Below are 15400 nucleotides of genomic sequence, written 5' to 3'. Positions count from 1 at the left end.
GCTGTAAAACCCTTCTTAAAAAAATTATCAATAAACACATAAATAACACTTGTGTTATGACATAGTTTGTCACAGAATAGCGTTAACGTTATGACATAGTGTGTCATAACGCAGTGATTGCTTTAACCTAATTTAATTTTATGTTCGGTGATCAAACCTATTTTTGTGAGGACAATATGAAACGTATATTTTTGTTTTTATTAACTAACCTAGCGGTTATGTTGGTATTAGGTGTAGTGCTTTCAATAATAATGAGTGCGCTGGGCTTAAGCCATCGTAGCCTTGGCGGAATTTTACTTATAGCCACAGTATTTGGTTTTGGTGGATCGTTTATTTCGTTATTTATGTCGAAATGGATCGCTAAAAAATCAACAGGTGCGCATGTGATTACGCAGCCTCGAAACGAAACCGAACATTGGCTTGTACAAACGGTATCTGCGCAAGCACAAAAAGCAGGTATTAAAATGCCAGAAGTGGCTATTTACGACAGCCCAGAAATGAACGCATTTGCAACGGGCCCAAGTAAAAACAACTCGTTAGTGGCAGTAAGCACAGGCTTAATGCACAACATGACCAAAGATCAGGCCGAAGCCGTACTTGCCCACGAAGTATCGCACGTGGCTAACGGCGACATGGTAACGCTTACGCTAATACAAGGCGTGGTAAATACCTTTGTAATATTTGCCGCAAAAGTACTGGCAGGCATTGTAGATAACTTTATTAATAGCGATGAAGAAGAGGGCGGCAGTAGCTGGACATACTTCTTATTCGATATGTTATTCCAAGTATTATTTGGCGTGCTAGCAAGCATAGTGGTTGCAAGTTACAGTCGTAAACGTGAGTTTGCAGCCGACAGCGGCGCAGCAAAACTAGTTGGTGCGGATAAAATGCGATCAGCCCTTGAGCGATTAAAGCAAAACCATCCTTCGCAATTAGAAGGCTCAATGATGGCCTTTGGTATTGCAAGTGGTAAAGGCGTTGCTGAGCTGTTTTCGTCGCACCCGCCGCTTGATGCGCGAATCGACGCACTACGCAAGTAACTATGTAAGTTAGTAAATATTCTAAGCCAGCTTAACCGCTGGCTTTTTTATGTTTACGTTGAAATGCTAAAATACAACGCACTGTATTTATATACAGTATATTGTACTGCTTTATAAAATCGTTACTTTTTTAAGCTATATGTGTTTACGGGGTTACTAGGTACGAGTAAACAAAAATACCTTAAAGCCAGCAATGCTGCTGGTTTTAATACTTAACATTTAATACTTAACAAGGACGGTTATTGTAGTGGAAAAGGTGCAACACACTAAAGAATGCATTATGTGCTTTAGCGCTATAGATTCACGGGCTAAAAAATGCCCGCAATGCACCTCACTTCAAGCTAAATATTCTAACTTAGAAAACAATCCCATTATTATTGGTGCATTAGCACTTAGTATTGTTGGTATTTTTGGGTTTATTTTTTATCAAAATATTTATGTAGCAGGGCTTGAAGACCAAGCACAAAAAAACTTAATCGCTAATGTAAGCCAAATTCATACTAAAAATGAAAACGATGCATTGTATGTTGCATGCATAGGGCAGGTAAAAAACGTATCAAACTTCGCCTTTAAAAATATAAAGTTTAAGGTCGATTTTTTAACAGATCAAAACACGCTAGTCGATACGCTATCAATAACCGATGAGGACCTAATTATACTTCCTAATGACTCAACAAACTTTAGAGTAAGAGGTATTGCGCAAAAACAAGCGGCTAGTTATAACAATTGCCAAGTAACAATAACTGATGCCTGGGCTTATAAATAAGCTATAAATCACTTACAAATTAATTATTAGCAGTTAGCTAAACCACTCGCTTTTTTGTTTGTAATATTATTTATTAACTTAAAGCCACTAATTCCAAAATTTATATAAGCCATTTTCCTAGAGCGATTAAGAATATGGATGATTTATTACTTAAGCAATCGTTTATACACTCCTTGTAACTTGCAAGTGAGGGAGCGAAAATGAGCTTGATTGATGAAAGTACAAAGGATTTTGGAAGCATGAGCGTGTTGCTTCACAGCTTAGGAACTGATTGCTACCGCATTGAGTGGAATAGCAGGATGACAGGAGCCTCAATAAGCTTAATTCGTGTTAAAAAAAACGAATATATAGTTGTGCGAAAATGGGCAACCGCCCGCAATATAGATGACGTATCAGCAGAGTTTGATCGGGCTAACCAAGCACTAATTCATTTTTTAAATAATGTAGATGTAATTAAAAGTAAAAACGAAAGTATTGTTGCAGCTAAAGAGCATTGCATAAACTTATTTACCTCAGCTGAGGGCTTAAAACCAATTAGCCATCCGAGCTTACCTACGCCACGCTTACAAGAAGCCATAGGCAAAGAAGTGATTGTAAAATCAAGTTTAGGCAACTACCTAATATCAAAAGGAATGCTATTACAGCTATTAGGTAATCAAGCCGAGATCCAAGTTAATCCCGACCACCTTGACGAAGGCCAATTAAGACAAAAGTTTTATACCAAACAAGTTCATGTTTGCTAATTAATTGCGCCATCAAAACTCAAAGGCAGCTTTACTTTAATGGTAAAGCCATTCTGTTTAAACACCTTAAAAGTGCCGCCTAATGCTGTAGTGCGCTCCTCTATAAACGCCAAACCGTAGTGACCTGAGTTATCTGTTGGGGTTACTAAAGTCCCGTTATCGCTAATTGTTAACTCAATAAATTCGTCGCTGTTTATTATATTTATAACCAGTTTGCAGGCATTGCTGTGCTTCATACAATTGGTTACTGCTTCTTGGCAAATTCGGTAAATAGCTATTTCGTGATCTTTTGAAAGGCTATTATCTAACTTAAATTGTGGCTGATACTTAATATTTGCCTTGTGCAGTAAGTTTTTTAGTCGCCCTTGTGTTATTGCCTTTTCTAAACCGAGTTCATCTAGCTCACGCGGGCGAAGATAATGCATTAATTGATAAACAGAGTCATACATCGAATTAGCATTGTTTTTTAATGTAGTCACAAACGATTGGGTATCTTCGTTACTAAGGTGCGACAAAATAGCTAAATCTGTTTTTAATGCTGTTAGGTTTTGCCCTAATTCGTCATGCAACTCTTGCGAAAGATGCTTTCGCTCGTTTTCTTGCACCGACACCATTTTGGCAGCCAGCGCCGTGTTTTGAGTTAGCTGCTCTTTAAGCTCTTTATTGGTTTGCTTTAACTCGTTGTTTTTACGTTTAAGCTCAGTAATTGCAGCGCCTAAAACCATACTGGTAATTGCGTTTGCTAAAATAAATAACTGGCTAATGTAGGTATTGCTAGGCTCGTGCGTAATGCTTGCTTCAACAATTATTAACGCGTTAATTAGCGCTGCACTGCTTACAGCCCCTAACGAGCCATACTTATACGAAAACCAAATTATAGGTAATAACGATGCAAGCCGTAATAGCGGGTAGGTATCTGGGCGAACCGCATAGACAAAAAATACAATTAATATAAAGCACACTAAAGTGGCTACTAGGCCAAATAATTTAGTGAGCCTGACTGTGTTAAAACTGTATTTAGAATCGTAAATTAACATAATAAAAGGGGCAATTAACAACGAGCCAGTAATATCGCCCAAGCACATGTTTAACTGATACTGCAGTAGCTCTTTTGCAACCAATACATTTGTAAATTCAAATGCACTGGCAAACAAAAACCACTTTATAGATGTACTCGCAACACAAAGCAGTATTAACGAAAGTATACCTAGGCTGTCGTTAATGCTTGGCGGCCAACGGCTATTTTTAAACACATAAACAAGCGCTATAAAACAAAGCTCCTGCCAAAAGCCATGAAATAAATCAAACTCCCAAACCCCACTGTATGTTAAACCAAGCTGTGCAGCTAAGGCGCGCGACACAACCCATAAGGTGAGCCAATAGCGTGTTGGAGTGAGTAAGTAAAACGCAATTTTTACGCCTGCGGGAATAAATATCGCGCTGCTCTGGGGTACGGTTTCAAGGTTTTGGCTAACCCAAAAAGCGGCAAGTGAAGCAATAAAGTAAATTAGCCCCACCAATAATTGTTTAGCTACCTCTTTGTATGCGGTAGTAAAACTAAAATTAAATAAAGAAGAAACGTTAGGTAAGTTCATCTAACTGTATTACTCCCGCATCAATTGCAATTTTTAGCAGTTCAAACGAGGTAGTAACATTAAGTTTGCTGTATATGTTTGCTTTGTGTACATGTGCTGTTTTAGGCATTATTTCGAGTATTTGCGCCACTTGTTTAGCGTTTAACCCCTTAGAAAATAACGGAAGGGCTTCAAGCTCTCTGTTAGTAAGCACAGTTAATGCTAAATTTTCGGTACTCATCGAAAAATTTACGTCTTCACTAATGTATCTTTTACCTAAAGCGACCGCTTTAACTGCATCTATTAGCTCATCAGAGGCAGAGCGCTTAGACACATAACCTAAAGCGCCTAATCGCAAAGCATTGCTTACATAAGGTTCGTGGTCGTGCATGGAGGCAACAATACTTTTAATATGCGGGAAAGACTCTTCAAGGTACGATAAAAAAGAAAGGCCGGTTTCAGTGCCGTTAAGTGATATATCAACAATAAATATATCAGGTTGTTCAAGCTCTACAGCCAGCTTTGCTTCTGTCACGCTGCAGGCTTCAATAATTACTTTCCAATCTGGTTGTAATTCTAAAAGCTTTTTAAAGCTGTCTCTTACTAATTGATGATCTTCTATGATGCCAATGAGCATTTAAATCTCCTTTGATGCTTAAAATACAGCGGGGCGGGTAACTAATTACCTAAAACGTTTTAAATGGGTTACCTCACTTAAAAGCAAGGTAACAAAACCAGTGGTTCTAAATTGGTAATTAGTTGCTGGTGGAGATTACAACTAAGCTCTTTTTATAGCAGCTTATTATTACTGAGAAAGAATAATCTCAGTAATTCCTTCAGAAGATAGTATTTCAATCCAGTAGCCGTCAGGGTCTTTAATAAATGCTAAGCCTTTCATTGAGCCATCATCTGGTTTTTTTACAAACTCAACATCGTATTTTGCAAAGCGCTCACAGGCTTCGTAAACATCCGGTACGCTAATACCAATATGCCCAAATCCTTTAGGTTCTTGGTTACCACTGTGGTATCCCTCAAAGCTGTCGTCGTTTTCAGTGCCCCAGTTATGGGTTAACTCAATTAGCGCAGGGCGACGAAACACCCATTCTGCTTTAGTTTTATCATCACCTTGTGGCAATTCTTGCTCGTAGCCTAAAAAGTACAAAGTAAACTTCATACCAGGAAAATCATACTTACCTAACAGCTTCATACCAAGTACATTTTGGTAAAATTCAAGCGACGGCTTTGGATCTTTAATACGTAACATAGTTTGTTGCATAACAAAGCCCTGAGTGGCCTGTTCAACTTGTTCTGGAGATTCGTTATAGTTAGACATGGTGATCCTTTCAAAAATGATAAAGCGAGAATAAAGATATAATGCTTAAACCATCATAATCAACCGTAGTTTAAATTTAAACTGTCTAGGTCAAATCATATAATAAAAAACAAGGAATTTTATGGCTATAACTATAACCACAGGCACCATTGATGATGTAACCGCAGTGAGTGAATATATCCCTGAACTGCTAACAGCCATTGATAGTGACACTTTACGTAACCGTTTAGAAAACAAAAAAGCATTGATATTAGTAGCACATAAAGAAGATACATTAGTTGGTTTTAAAATTGGCTATGAGCTATCTAATACACAATTTTATAGTTGGCTTGGTGGAGTGCATTTTAACTATCGTAGATTAGGTGTTGCTAAAAAATTACTTGTTCAACAAGAAAAGTGGGCTTATGAACAAGGTTTTAGCAATATACACGTTAAATCGATGAACCGGTTTCCTCAAATGCTAACTATGCTCATCACTAATGGTTATCACGTTTGTGGCTACGTTGATAAACAAAGCACAGAGCTAAGTAAAATTAAGTTTGTAAAACAACTCACAAAGTAAATGCAGGCACTTTATTCATCGTTATTTAACTTAGCGCCATGTAGGGTTATAAGCAAAAGCTAATTGCCACCTTTAATAGCAAGGAACCTCTATGTTTTATGATGATATGCAGGGATTATTACGTGTACTTACAATAGGTGTACTGGGTTATATCGCACTGGTGTTTTGGCTACGTGTATCGGGTAAACGTACGCTTTCAAAGTGGAACGTGTTCGACTTTGTAGTCACCATTGCGCTGGGCTCTATATTGGCGTCTGTTATTATTTCAAAAAGTGTTCCGCTGTTTGAGGGCATACTTGCCTTTGTAGTATTAATAGGGCTGCAATATGTTATTACATGGCTTAGTGTGCGCTCGTCAAAATTTGCAGCGCTTATCAAAGCAGAACCCACGCTTTTAATGAGTGATGGTGAATACTGCACGGCTGCACTTAAATCGCAGCGCGTAACAAAGTCAGAAATTCGCGCCGCTATTCGTGGTGCGGGAATATTGGCAATAGAAGATGTAGCCGCCGTAGTGCTAGAAACCGATGGCAGTTTTAGCGTACTTAAGCAAAATAACAGCGGGTTAAAAACCGCGTTAAGCGATGTAAGCGGCCATTAAATTAATACGCTAATAGTTATATTAAATAAGGCAGGTATATTACCTGCCTTATTTTGTATTGAAGGTTATTTTTATTTAGCGTGCTGCTCTAATAAACTAAAGGTAGGTAAGCGCCATTTAAAGCGTATTGATGCCATACGTATTAAGTAGCCTGCAACAAGGCTTACAATAATGCTTATGTTGTCGTCAATATTGTAATGATGTAGCGCTAAGTATAAACAGGCAACAAGAAACGATACACTCGCGTATAGCTCGTTATGTAATACAAGCGGCGCTTGGCGACATATTAAATCACGCAGTAAGCCACCAAAAACACCCGTTACAACCGCAGCCACTACACAAATACCGTAATGCAGCCCCATATTTAGCCCCACTTGGCAGCCAATAATACTAAAGGCAGCTAAACCCAGGGCATCTAGGCGCATAAATATGCCTTTAAATTTAACCACCCATTTAGCCAGCCACGTAGTGACAATACCGGCAATACAGGTAATTAATAAATACTCTGGGTGTTGTACCCACGTAAGCGGGTAATTGCCTAGTAATATATCTCGTACGCTACCACCGCCAATTGCCGTGGCGCTGGCTACTAGCACTACGCCAAACCAATCCATTTTCATTCGTCCTGCGCTAAGTGCGCCGGTCATGGCTTCTGCGGTAATACCAATAATATAAACAATCGTTAATAGCATGAGATAATCACTTAAAATACGTGCGTAAAAATAAGGTGTGGATTGTATAGATAAATTAAGTAAATAACGAATGAAAAATCGTACTAAAAATGGTTAATTCAGATAGAAATAACTAATGACAAAACCTAGTGTAAACAAGCTGTTAAGCTGGTGGGGAGTGCGTAATGGTTGATGTGAATTAAAGGACATTTGGCCGTAAATTATAAATAAAATAAGTTGAGGTTTAGTTGTTTTTAGCACGCTTATTTTTCAGCTAAGTTTAATAGATAAGACGTGAAAATTAACGCAATATGAATAATTGGTTGCATGGTTTTAATTTAGGAACGTATAATAACAAGTGTTAACTAAATGGAATTTGCGTAAATCGCAGCTTAAGCAAAATAGGCGGATACATGAACAAAGGACTGTTAAAATCGTGGAAAACCGACAAAGGTTTTGGTTTTATTAAATCAGACACCCTAGAACACGACACGTTTATACACATATCAGCGCTCAAACACATGAGCCGCAAGCCAAAAATTGGCGACACCATTTACTTTGAAGTGGCAACACAGCCCGACGGTAAAACCAAAGCAATTAACTGCCGTATAGAAGGCGTTGCAGAGCTTAAAGCACCTTATCAAAAACACAATAACCAGCCGCACCGCATTGCCAAATCTAATTTTGCCAGTAGCTTTTTAGGTAAAGTTGCCTCAATAGCGCTTATTGCTGCACTTTGTTTTTATGCGATTAATAAATACAACGCTCACTCAAGCAGCCAAACACCTATTATCACCAATGATTTAGCCACCAATGACGATTTAGCTACCTTTGATGAAAAATACCCAAAAGTCGTTATTCCAAAAAGCACGCAAAATTTTACCTGCGATGGCAGGCAGCACTGTAGCCAAATGACTTCACGTGCAGAGGCTGTGTTTTTTATTAATAACTGCCCGAACACAAAAATGGATGGTGATGGCGATGGAAAACCTTGCGAGAACGATACAAGGTTTAAAAATGAATGGTAATTTGATAAACCGTTTAGTTAAAGGTTGGGTTGAAAAAATAGAATTAATTGCTGTATATAGGTACAGTAATTTGAGTTTTGTCCCATAACATTATTAAAAGTCGTTTTGGGGTTAAATAACAAAGGTCATTGGATAACTCTTGTAGCTAGTTGTTACTAATAGAGTTATTTAGCGTAAATATCGAACAATGTAATATGCGCCGTTTTAGGGTGTTATAAACCACCAAAGTGGGGTTCCAATAAGCTGTTATACCTTTTTGCGAATATGGAGTATTTGAATTGCAATTTATACATAATGACCTTGGTCAAAGAACAAGAGGTGAAATAGTACAAGTTACTCTGACGAGTGGCGCGAATGTGCGTTTAATGGATTCGCCAAACTTCAATAATTATAAGAATGGCAGAAGACATAAGTATATTGGTGGACTAGTAAAACAATCGCCATACAGAATGCAAATTCCAAGTTCAGGTCATTGGCATGTTGCTGTCGACACTCAAGGCTTAAGAAATGGAACCAGAGCATCAGTTCAAGTACTTCCTGGTGCATTACCTGAAACTCGAGAAAGACCTCTTAGTGAAGTGCCGAGTCTTGTCAGAGACAATATTCCACCATCTACAGAGACAGGTGTAGAAACACATGATGTTTTTATATCTCATGCATCTGAAGATAAGGATGAATTTGTTCGTCCGTTAGCAAACGCTTTAATTGAGTTAGGCTTAAATGTTTGGTATGACGAAATGACATTAAGACTTGGCGATAGTTTAAGACAAAAAATCGATAAAGGTCTTGCTAATAGTCGCGTGGGTTTAGTTGTCTTATCCCCTTCGTTTATCAAAAAAGGTTGGACTAACTACGAGCTTGATGGAATGGTTACAAGAACTGTTTCTGGTGAGCAAATATTACTTCCTATTTGGCATAACATCACGAAACAACAAGTTGTTGATTTTAGTCCGTCATTAGCTGACAAAGTGGCAAGAAGTACCGCGACTCACACTATTGAGGAAATTGCTCAAGAAATATCAGAGCTATTAACTTCAGTGTAGAAAAGGTATAACAATTTGCTTAAACGGACAAAAAACAGTTGGCTGTTGCTCGTTCCTAGCTAATTTTAGCCAACTATTTTTCGCCGCTTAGCAAGGCGTTGGGCATTCAGAAGGAGTTTGTTATGCTGTATGAATTAATAAAAGATATATTCGTACCTATTTTATCTCCAACGATAGCAATAGTGACTTTGATTCTAGTTGCTGTTAAAGAAAGAGATAAGATTAGAATACAGAAAGAGCAGGAACTTGAGAGTCAGATTAATTCAATTGAGAGAGAGCTATTCTCAATTCGTGAAACGTACGAACTGTTAGGCATAAAAATAAAAAATAAAGAAGAGATCGAAGAACAAAGGGTTGTAATATTTAGAGAGTCTTTTGAAAGATTTTTTAGTTTAATCAATAACTCCCCATTTCTTTATGAGTCATATTTTTCGTTAAACAAGAAACATATAAATCCTGATAGGCTGCCGTTACTCCTTCCTGAGCTACATGCAAGGCTTTGTATATTTTCACAAAAGCAAATTATCGACAAATTTATTTTATTTTCTTTATACATCTTACTTTATGCTAGAAAAAAAGAAAACGAGGATTTAGAAGAAGTTAAAATCATAAACGATATATTTAAAGTGTCACCAGAGCTTTACTCTGCCTGGTGGAACGAAAATGCCTAACAAGTCAATGCAACCGACCGCTAACGCGTCGGCTGATTGAGGCGTTAGTGGGCAAGCTGAGTCTACATCATCAAACTTTACAAGGAATTTGCAATGAACTTAGAAGCACTAAAAGAGATAAGCACGAATAGCCCTGAAATATTAGAGCAATCAGCAAGGGATAATAAAGCTGACGAAAAAACGATTGTTGGAATTGCTTCGTTTGCTGCTGAAAATGGATATGAGAAATTATCTGATTCACAAAAATATCACTTTGATAATTGTATCAGACCATTAATAGAAGATGTGCAATGCTCTGGTTATACACATGAGTTTGATGAGGTTCATCGTGACTGTGAAGCTACTTTAGATGATGAAGATCTTGTTGAATATTATCAAGAACAAGGGAAATATTGTGAAAGTTGCGAGGCTCAAGCATCAGCCGATGCTCATTCTAAAGAATCATTCATGCGTGATTAAAGCCCACTAACAAGAGTTTCCAATCCGAAAACTTAGGAGTAATTGGGGTCAAATCTTGACTTCATACATCAATTGGTTAAAAGGTTTTGATATTAGTTATTTTACCCTCTAAAAGCGCAGCGCCTCATATCCTCTTTGTGAGTTAGCCTTAAAAAATAAGATGGCTGTGACCAAACGTAAAACATCGGCGGATTAGGTTCTTTAATACACGCCGATGTTTAAACATTATTTAGCTTAATACCTTACTCATAAGGCATTAAACCTTAGTCTTTTTTGCGGTAAAGGCTCATTAAACATATTGCTAAAAGTAATGTTGCAATCATACCCGAAGCGCCAGCAACAGCTGATGGTAGAAATCCATCACGACCAAAGGTGATTAAAATACCATTGGCAAGCATTGCAACTGCGCCTGCTAGGGCTGTAAGGCTACCTATTGCTTTGCCGCCTTTAGCGATAAAAGACAGGCCAAAAACAAGTGCTGCTAACCCTAATAGTACCTTGGCTGCGTAGTAAATCATGAATGATAGAGACACCACGCCACCAATTAAAGGTTGTGCGCCTTCTACTGTGCCCGCAACTTTTCCAAATGTAGAAAACAAAGTAAGGCCAACGCTTACCTGCACTATGTTAAGTACTGCGCTAAACGCGATAGCCGACCAGCCTAGTTGTGCGTTTTTTGCTTGCACCATAGCTGCGCCTGCAAAGGCAACAAGTAAAGTAAATACCAGTGCTTCTAGCCCCCAAGCAACCTGTCTTGAAAAACTAATTTCAGCACTGTAAAGGGCTGAATAAATACCCTGTGATATCGCCAATACCAACAATAAAGATGCTGTAATTAGGGTGGTGCGTTTATGTGTAAATTCCATTATGGACCTCTTTTGATTTTATATTTGACGCTTTCAACAGTTGTTGCGGATTTGAATGTATCAAACTGCTTAGTATTTGTATTAAATAGCGTTTATCGTTGTAGGTATAAGACAGGTAAAGCGAGTAAATTATTTCACTTAAACCTTTAAAAATAATAATTAATAACAAACAGGCTCAGGCTTTTAATTAAACCTAACTTTGCAAAGCCGCTTTGGTTTAGCCATGCATGTATCTAAAAGCGCAGTGCCTCATGCCCTCTTAGTAAATCAACATTTAATTACCAAGAGGGCACACATTTTGAGTATGTGGTTAAACGGCTTATTACTTATGGCGTTAAGATAAAAACGTAAAATGAGACCAGTCACTTAACGCTGTAATAGTTTGTTCTGTGGGAGGGGCAACATAGATCAAACCTGCAATGGCAATAATTGAAGCTAGCGTAATTAGTTTATTATCGAAGTCAGCTATTTTTAAAGCGGTTCCGAAAGAGCGTTTAATGGTGACATTACTTAAATCCACACTGTAAATTTCATCCAGTAATAAATGAATTAATCCGCCGAGTAAAATAAACCCACCCGTTAACCAGGCAAAGACGGCTGCTTGTGTGGTTGATTGGTCATTCAGTTTCCATGTTACTTGAGTCGTTAATAGCGCGCATAACAGTATAAATAGTAAAGAGTGGCAACTACCTCTGTGTACTGTGATCCATTCAAAAATAGGTCTAATAATGTATTTCATAAATCCGTAAACCAATAACGGCACTACGATTAACTCGATAAAGCTAATTTCAATAATGAGCTCGGTGGTTATGTAATGCAGTACCAGTAATACAGCGCTCAGTGCAAATAAGTTAAAAATAGTATCGAGTGATGTTGAGTTATCTGAATCTATATCTGGTAATAGGCCGCCAATTGAGCCTAAAAACCAAAGCCAGAGTGCGCCCTTTAAATCGATATGGCCTGCAGATAATAAAGTGGCCGAGCCTAAGCCTGTGATGATTACGGCAGTATTAAGATGAGTATTGAAGTTTGCCATTGTATCTCTTGATAGAAAAATAGGTTGGCATTCTAGCAATCAAAAACTTAATTGTTCAATGTTCTTTTAAGGTTATATATGTTTTACAATCCTGATTAATATTAAGAGAATGTCTAAGGTTTTTTAAAGGGTTATTGATACATCACATTGGCATATCTCCGTATGTAGTTTGAAGTTGATTTTAAAATATATTTTTTAATGTGGTATATCTAACTTACTAAAAGGAATTACTAGTGCATAGAATATTCATAGTCCTTGCGTTACTGTTGAGCTTTTCAAGTTCAGCAATTGAAAATGTTATATTTAGTAAATACTATTTTCCAATTAACGATAGTAGGGAAACGAAGAGAATATTAGAGAATGATCAAGGTTTTGCTCTGGTCAACAGTCAAATGCAAACTTTGAGTATAAGAAAATTTGATAACAATGATCCCTTCATCACTCTAGAAGATGAAAGCACAGTTCCTCTAGTTAAAATCCATTTAGATAGTCTAACTACTATGAATAAGGGAATATAAATGCAACTAATTGCTATATTGGCAGCTTTAGGTTGGAGCTTTTTACAGTTTATTTGTCTGTTTATCGCTACGCAATGTGTTTTTGGTTTGGTGGATTTGGGGACTAGCAAACCCAGTTTTTACCAGAAAGTGTTGATGCATGCTGTTATGGGGGCTTTTTACTCTTTGTTCATATTGCCATTTATTTCATTAGGACTGTTTTACTTTGCCACTATTAATATTGATACCTGGCATGAGCTTAAACCGGCAATTTGGGTGTTTGCCACATGGTGTGGCGGGTTGTTTGCATTCTTTTTTTTAATCTCTATAACTGAATCATCTGTACGCTTGAGTAAAAAAAAGGAAAAAATATAGAAGAACACATAGACCTTAATGAAAATATACTTTTTCAAGCAGGACGAAGTATTAAACTACCTCAGTTAGATGAAGATGTTGTAAGGCTAAAAAAGATTGGTAATTTACGTACTAATTCAGGAATTATTGGCATATTAGATCTTGGTTATGATATCTATGATTTTGAGCAAATACAAAGAAAGATAACCCCTGGAGATTATGCTGAAGAAGCAGTAACAATACATGATCGCGTAGCGGGTAAGAGTCAAGTTATCCGATAGTGAGTTACCAGTAAAATGGTATGCCGCTAACACGCCAAGTGGTAACGGAGTTTATGGTGTTGATGCCGGAAATTTAGCTATTTTTGATGTAAGTAGTCTTATGGTTGCAAGCCAAATTACTAAAGAAAGAACCTTTGATGAGTGGTGCCGAAATGGAAAACCTCAATTAGTGTCAATCACAGACAATAATGATTGTGTCATATCGAGTAGTGGATTTGGAGATGGTGCTTATCCCGCTTTTTGGGGGGGTGGTAATAGTGGTGATGTGGTATCACTTTATATAGATTTTATGATACTCGTCAAAGAGAATGAACATGGTCTGTACGAGTCGATTTAAGACAATTTAATTATGGCTGTATATAAATTCATGGCTAAAACGTTAATTATTTACAGCCAATATTTTTGTTTTGATTGGAGTCATTTAGTCAGTGGAATTTAGATTCAAAAAGTTTTTGGACGTTAGTCTTGCTGCAATTTACATTATTGTACTTTTAGGCCTTCTCTATCGTTCAAAATTATATGATCAGGTACCCGTAGTTGCGGGTGAAGCTTACGGTTTAGGCGATGTTATTGATTTTTTTACTTCGTTTATTGTGGTTGCTATTTGGTGTAGTGTTTTACTATCTGGCGTAATCATAACGTTGTTAAATTTCAAAACTAATTGGCCCGTAACTCTCAAATCTTTGTTGTATGCGACGTTTGCGCTTGTTGGCTATTTCTATATAAAAAATTATCATTTAATCTTTTAGTGGTGTGCTAAAAAATTTTATTAGTTCAAAAAATGCGAGCAGAAAATAAAGTTAATAGAAATAAGTTGTGCCTTCGTCGTAAACTCATTGGGAAGTTAAACCTTCAACTAATATAGTACAGAGACACCTTTAAAAGAACGCTATGATAGGTTTATAAGCGCTTAAATTACATTATAAAAGGTAACGTTTATTAAAATATTAATATCAATTGTTTTTAGTTTATTACCAATGCATACATTGAGCAGTGAATTTACGCTTACTGAGAAAAACGATCAAGAATATATTTTATCTTCCCCAAATAATGACTCTCCTAAGGTCATAGCGGATCGGCAAGCATCAAGAGAATTAGAACTTATTTCTGTCATGTATGTAAAATGCAACAATAGTAACTACAGAATCCCTGTTTTACGCGGTTTTTTTGAATCTAAAATAAGTGGTGTAGAGTACTTAGAATTTTTTATCTATGAGTTTTCTAATAACAAATATTTACCAATTAAATCAATAAGCTCAGTAAAAGTGACATCAGATGAGTCTTCAAAAGATCATTCTTTAGATTTGTCATCTCAAAATATTTCTTACAAAATTTGTAAAAAAATAAATGGCAAATCTGAATTTGATAATAAAATTATGTTATTAAATGAATAAATAAAGTAGCTTTTTATAGTGTGTCATAAGGAAAATAAACATGAACCAAAATAGATATAAAGCATCGTTTCCTGCGCCTAATATTGGTAGTGACTATTTTGTTTCATCAACATGGAGCAGTTATGGTTTCTGGGCTTTATTAGCACTGACTCCGCTTGCTCATTACATGATGTATTATAGCGTTGACGGTGTAGAACATGGCAAAGATTTAAACGCTGTAGGAGTTACTATGCTTGGTGCTCTTGCTTTGTTTGTTTTAAATATAGCTGCCCAATCTATACGTTGGTTAGGCAGGTTTTTGGCAGTTGTTTGCTTTAGTGTTAGTTTATTTTTTATTTTATCGATTATCTATCTTAGTATTTATGCTCACTTCCCAATCGCTTATTTTGGTCCTGTTATTTACTTTGGTTTAGCAGCGTACTTTTATAATAAAGACTATTTGAAAGTCGTGAAAACTTTATAGTATTCACTTCTACTGTCT

Annotated in this window: 18 protein-coding genes and 1 pseudogene; 13 read left to right on the top strand and 6 right to left on the bottom strand. The window is 36.9% G+C overall.

The genetic code is table 11. The features are described 5' to 3' along the window. Positions 1 to 176 precede the first annotated feature (176 nt). The 3 genes from htpX (at position 177) to FFU37_RS07000 (ending at position 2549) form a co-directional block, all read left to right on the top strand. On the top strand, positions 177 to 1040 hold the full coding sequence (gene htpX / locus FFU37_RS07010; protein ID WP_002961248.1) for a protease HtpX: 864 nt from the start codon (positions 177 to 179) through the stop codon (positions 1038 to 1040). A gap of 247 nt (positions 1041 to 1287) precedes the next feature. After that, entirely contained in the window at positions 1288 to 1806 is a 519-nt protein-coding gene (locus FFU37_RS07005; protein WP_239022717.1) for a hypothetical protein, read from the top strand. A 200-nt stretch (positions 1807 to 2006) separates the two neighbouring features. After that, positions 2007 to 2549: a hypothetical protein gene (locus FFU37_RS07000; protein ID WP_024593597.1), complete on the top strand. Its 543-nt coding sequence runs from the start codon at positions 2007 to 2009 to the stop codon at positions 2547 to 2549. Here the strand turns inward: FFU37_RS07000 and FFU37_RS06995 are convergent. From FFU37_RS06995 to gloA, 3 genes are all read right to left on the bottom strand, one after another. Further along, entirely contained in the window at positions 2546 to 4144 is a 1599-nt protein-coding gene (locus FFU37_RS06995) for an MASE1 domain-containing protein (RefSeq protein ID WP_138489090.1), read from the bottom strand. The genes FFU37_RS07000 and FFU37_RS06995 overlap by 4 nt on opposite strands. After that, positions 4131 to 4760: a response regulator transcription factor gene (locus FFU37_RS06990; RefSeq protein ID WP_138489089.1), complete on the bottom strand. Its 630-nt coding sequence runs from the start codon at positions 4758 to 4760 to the stop codon at positions 4131 to 4133. Before FFU37_RS06990 ends, FFU37_RS06995 begins: the two co-directional genes overlap by 14 nt. A gap of 168 nt (positions 4761 to 4928) precedes the next feature. Further along, entirely contained in the window at positions 4929 to 5456 is a 528-nt protein-coding gene (gene gloA / locus FFU37_RS06985) for a lactoylglutathione lyase (RefSeq protein ID WP_138489088.1), read from the bottom strand. A 121-nt stretch (positions 5457 to 5577) separates the two neighbouring features. On the opposite strand from gloA, the gene FFU37_RS06980 reads away from it, so the two are divergent. Next, on the top strand, positions 5578 to 6018 hold the full coding sequence (locus FFU37_RS06980; protein ID WP_138489087.1) for a GNAT family N-acetyltransferase: 441 nt from the start codon (positions 5578 to 5580) through the stop codon (positions 6016 to 6018). A gap of 91 nt (positions 6019 to 6109) precedes the next feature. Next, on the top strand, positions 6110 to 6619 hold the full coding sequence (locus FFU37_RS06975; RefSeq protein WP_138489086.1) for a DUF421 domain-containing protein: 510 nt from the start codon (positions 6110 to 6112) through the stop codon (positions 6617 to 6619). A gap of 71 nt (positions 6620 to 6690) precedes the next feature. Here FFU37_RS06975 and FFU37_RS06970 read toward each other — a convergent pair whose 3' ends face one another. Beyond that, positions 6691 to 7311 carry a trimeric intracellular cation channel family protein gene (locus tag FFU37_RS06970; RefSeq protein WP_138489085.1) on the bottom strand — a complete coding sequence of 207 codons (621 nt, stop codon included), beginning with the start codon at positions 7309 to 7311 and terminating at the stop codon, positions 6691 to 6693. Positions 7312 to 7703: 392 nt separating this feature from the next. Between FFU37_RS06970 and FFU37_RS06965 the strand changes: the two genes are divergently transcribed. The 4 genes from FFU37_RS06965 to FFU37_RS06950 all read left to right on the top strand — a co-directional run bounded on the left by FFU37_RS06965 (position 7704) and on the right by FFU37_RS06950 (position 10491). Beyond that, a complete protein-coding gene (locus tag FFU37_RS06965; protein WP_138489084.1) occupies positions 7704 to 8318 on the top strand; it encodes an excalibur calcium-binding domain-containing protein in 615 nt (204 codons plus the stop codon). 278 nt (positions 8319 to 8596) lie between these two features. Then, a complete protein-coding gene (locus tag FFU37_RS06960; protein WP_138489083.1) occupies positions 8597 to 9361 on the top strand; it encodes a DUF1883 domain-containing protein in 765 nt (254 codons plus the stop codon). A gap of 122 nt (positions 9362 to 9483) precedes the next feature. Next, a complete protein-coding gene (locus tag FFU37_RS06955; protein ID WP_138489082.1) occupies positions 9484 to 10032 on the top strand; it encodes a hypothetical protein in 549 nt (182 codons plus the stop codon). Positions 10033 to 10125: 93 nt separating this feature from the next. Beyond that, a complete protein-coding gene (locus FFU37_RS06950) occupies positions 10126 to 10491 on the top strand; it encodes a hypothetical protein (RefSeq protein WP_138489081.1) in 366 nt (121 codons plus the stop codon). 263 nt (positions 10492 to 10754) lie between these two features. Here the strand turns inward: FFU37_RS06950 and FFU37_RS06945 are convergent, their stop codons facing one another. Beyond that, the gene (locus tag FFU37_RS06945; protein ID WP_138489080.1) at positions 10755 to 11357 is read right to left on the bottom strand and encodes a thiamine biosynthesis protein ThiC; all 603 of its coding nucleotides are present in this window, start codon (positions 11355 to 11357) and stop codon (positions 10755 to 10757) included. Positions 11358 to 11691: 334 nt separating this feature from the next. Then, on the bottom strand, positions 11692 to 12393 hold the full coding sequence (locus tag FFU37_RS06940) for a metal-dependent hydrolase (protein WP_002962650.1): 702 nt from the start codon (positions 12391 to 12393) through the stop codon (positions 11692 to 11694). A 518-nt stretch (positions 12394 to 12911) separates the two neighbouring features. Between FFU37_RS06940 and FFU37_RS06935 the strand changes: the two genes are divergently transcribed. The 4 genes and pseudogenes from FFU37_RS06935 (at position 12912) to FFU37_RS06920 (ending at position 15382) form a co-directional block, all read left to right on the top strand. Beyond that, entirely contained in the window at positions 12912 to 13265 is a 354-nt protein-coding gene (locus FFU37_RS06935) for a hypothetical protein (protein ID WP_138489079.1), read from the top strand. A 297-nt stretch (positions 13266 to 13562) separates the two neighbouring features. Continuing rightward, positions 13563 to 13862 (top strand): annotated as a pseudogene (locus FFU37_RS20385) (DUF4241 domain-containing protein); the annotation flags it as partial. Positions 13863 to 14511: 649 nt separating this feature from the next. Beyond that, positions 14512 to 14919: a hypothetical protein gene (locus tag FFU37_RS06925; protein ID WP_138489078.1), complete on the top strand. Its 408-nt coding sequence runs from the start codon at positions 14512 to 14514 to the stop codon at positions 14917 to 14919. Between the two features lie 40 nt (positions 14920 to 14959). Then, entirely contained in the window at positions 14960 to 15382 is a 423-nt protein-coding gene (locus tag FFU37_RS06920; protein ID WP_138489077.1) for a hypothetical protein, read from the top strand. Positions 15383 to 15400: the final 18 nt, after the last annotated feature.

This window comes from Pseudoalteromonas distincta (genome assembly GCF_005877035.1).
GTDB classification, from domain to species: Bacteria; Pseudomonadota; Gammaproteobacteria; order Enterobacterales; family Alteromonadaceae; genus Pseudoalteromonas; species Pseudoalteromonas distincta.
The sequence above is the reverse complement of the archived record's forward strand: the minus strand, read 5'-3'. Positions and strand labels throughout refer to the sequence as shown.

What these genes read in the sequence shown, in the direction of transcription:
- htpX (WP_002961248.1), top strand. Translation starts at nt 177, where the DNA reads ATGAAACGTATATTTTTGTTTTTATTAACTAACCTAGCGGTTATGTTG.
- FFU37_RS07000 (WP_024593597.1), top strand. Translation starts at nt 2,007, where the DNA reads ATGAGCTTGATTGATGAAAGTACAAAGGATTTTGGAAGCATGAGCGTG.
- FFU37_RS06995 (WP_138489090.1), bottom strand. Translation starts at nt 4,144, where the DNA reads ATGAACTTACCTAACGTTTCTTCTTTATTTAATTTTAGTTTTACTACC.
- FFU37_RS06990 (WP_138489089.1), bottom strand. Translation starts at nt 4,760, where the DNA reads ATGCTCATTGGCATCATAGAAGATCATCAATTAGTAAGAGACAGCTTT.
- gloA (WP_138489088.1), bottom strand. Translation starts at nt 5,456, where the DNA reads ATGTCTAACTATAACGAATCTCCAGAACAAGTTGAACAGGCCACTCAG.
- FFU37_RS06980 (WP_138489087.1), top strand. Translation starts at nt 5,578, where the DNA reads ATGGCTATAACTATAACCACAGGCACCATTGATGATGTAACCGCAGTG.
- FFU37_RS06975 (WP_138489086.1), top strand. Translation starts at nt 6,110, where the DNA reads ATGTTTTATGATGATATGCAGGGATTATTACGTGTACTTACAATAGGT.
- FFU37_RS06970 (WP_138489085.1), bottom strand. Translation starts at nt 7,311, where the DNA reads ATGCTATTAACGATTGTTTATATTATTGGTATTACCGCAGAAGCCATG.
- FFU37_RS06965 (WP_138489084.1), top strand. Translation starts at nt 7,704, where the DNA reads ATGAACAAAGGACTGTTAAAATCGTGGAAAACCGACAAAGGTTTTGGT.
- FFU37_RS06955 (WP_138489082.1), top strand. Translation starts at nt 9,484, where the DNA reads ATGCTGTATGAATTAATAAAAGATATATTCGTACCTATTTTATCTCCA.
- FFU37_RS06950 (WP_138489081.1), top strand. Translation starts at nt 10,126, where the DNA reads ATGAACTTAGAAGCACTAAAAGAGATAAGCACGAATAGCCCTGAAATA.
- FFU37_RS06945 (WP_138489080.1), bottom strand. Translation starts at nt 11,357, where the DNA reads ATGGAATTTACACATAAACGCACCACCCTAATTACAGCATCTTTATTG.
- FFU37_RS06940 (WP_002962650.1), bottom strand. Translation starts at nt 12,393, where the DNA reads ATGGCAAACTTCAATACTCATCTTAATACTGCCGTAATCATCACAGGC.
- FFU37_RS06935 (WP_138489079.1), top strand. Translation starts at nt 12,912, where the DNA reads ATGCAACTAATTGCTATATTGGCAGCTTTAGGTTGGAGCTTTTTACAG.
- FFU37_RS06920 (WP_138489077.1), top strand. Translation starts at nt 14,960, where the DNA reads ATGAACCAAAATAGATATAAAGCATCGTTTCCTGCGCCTAATATTGGT.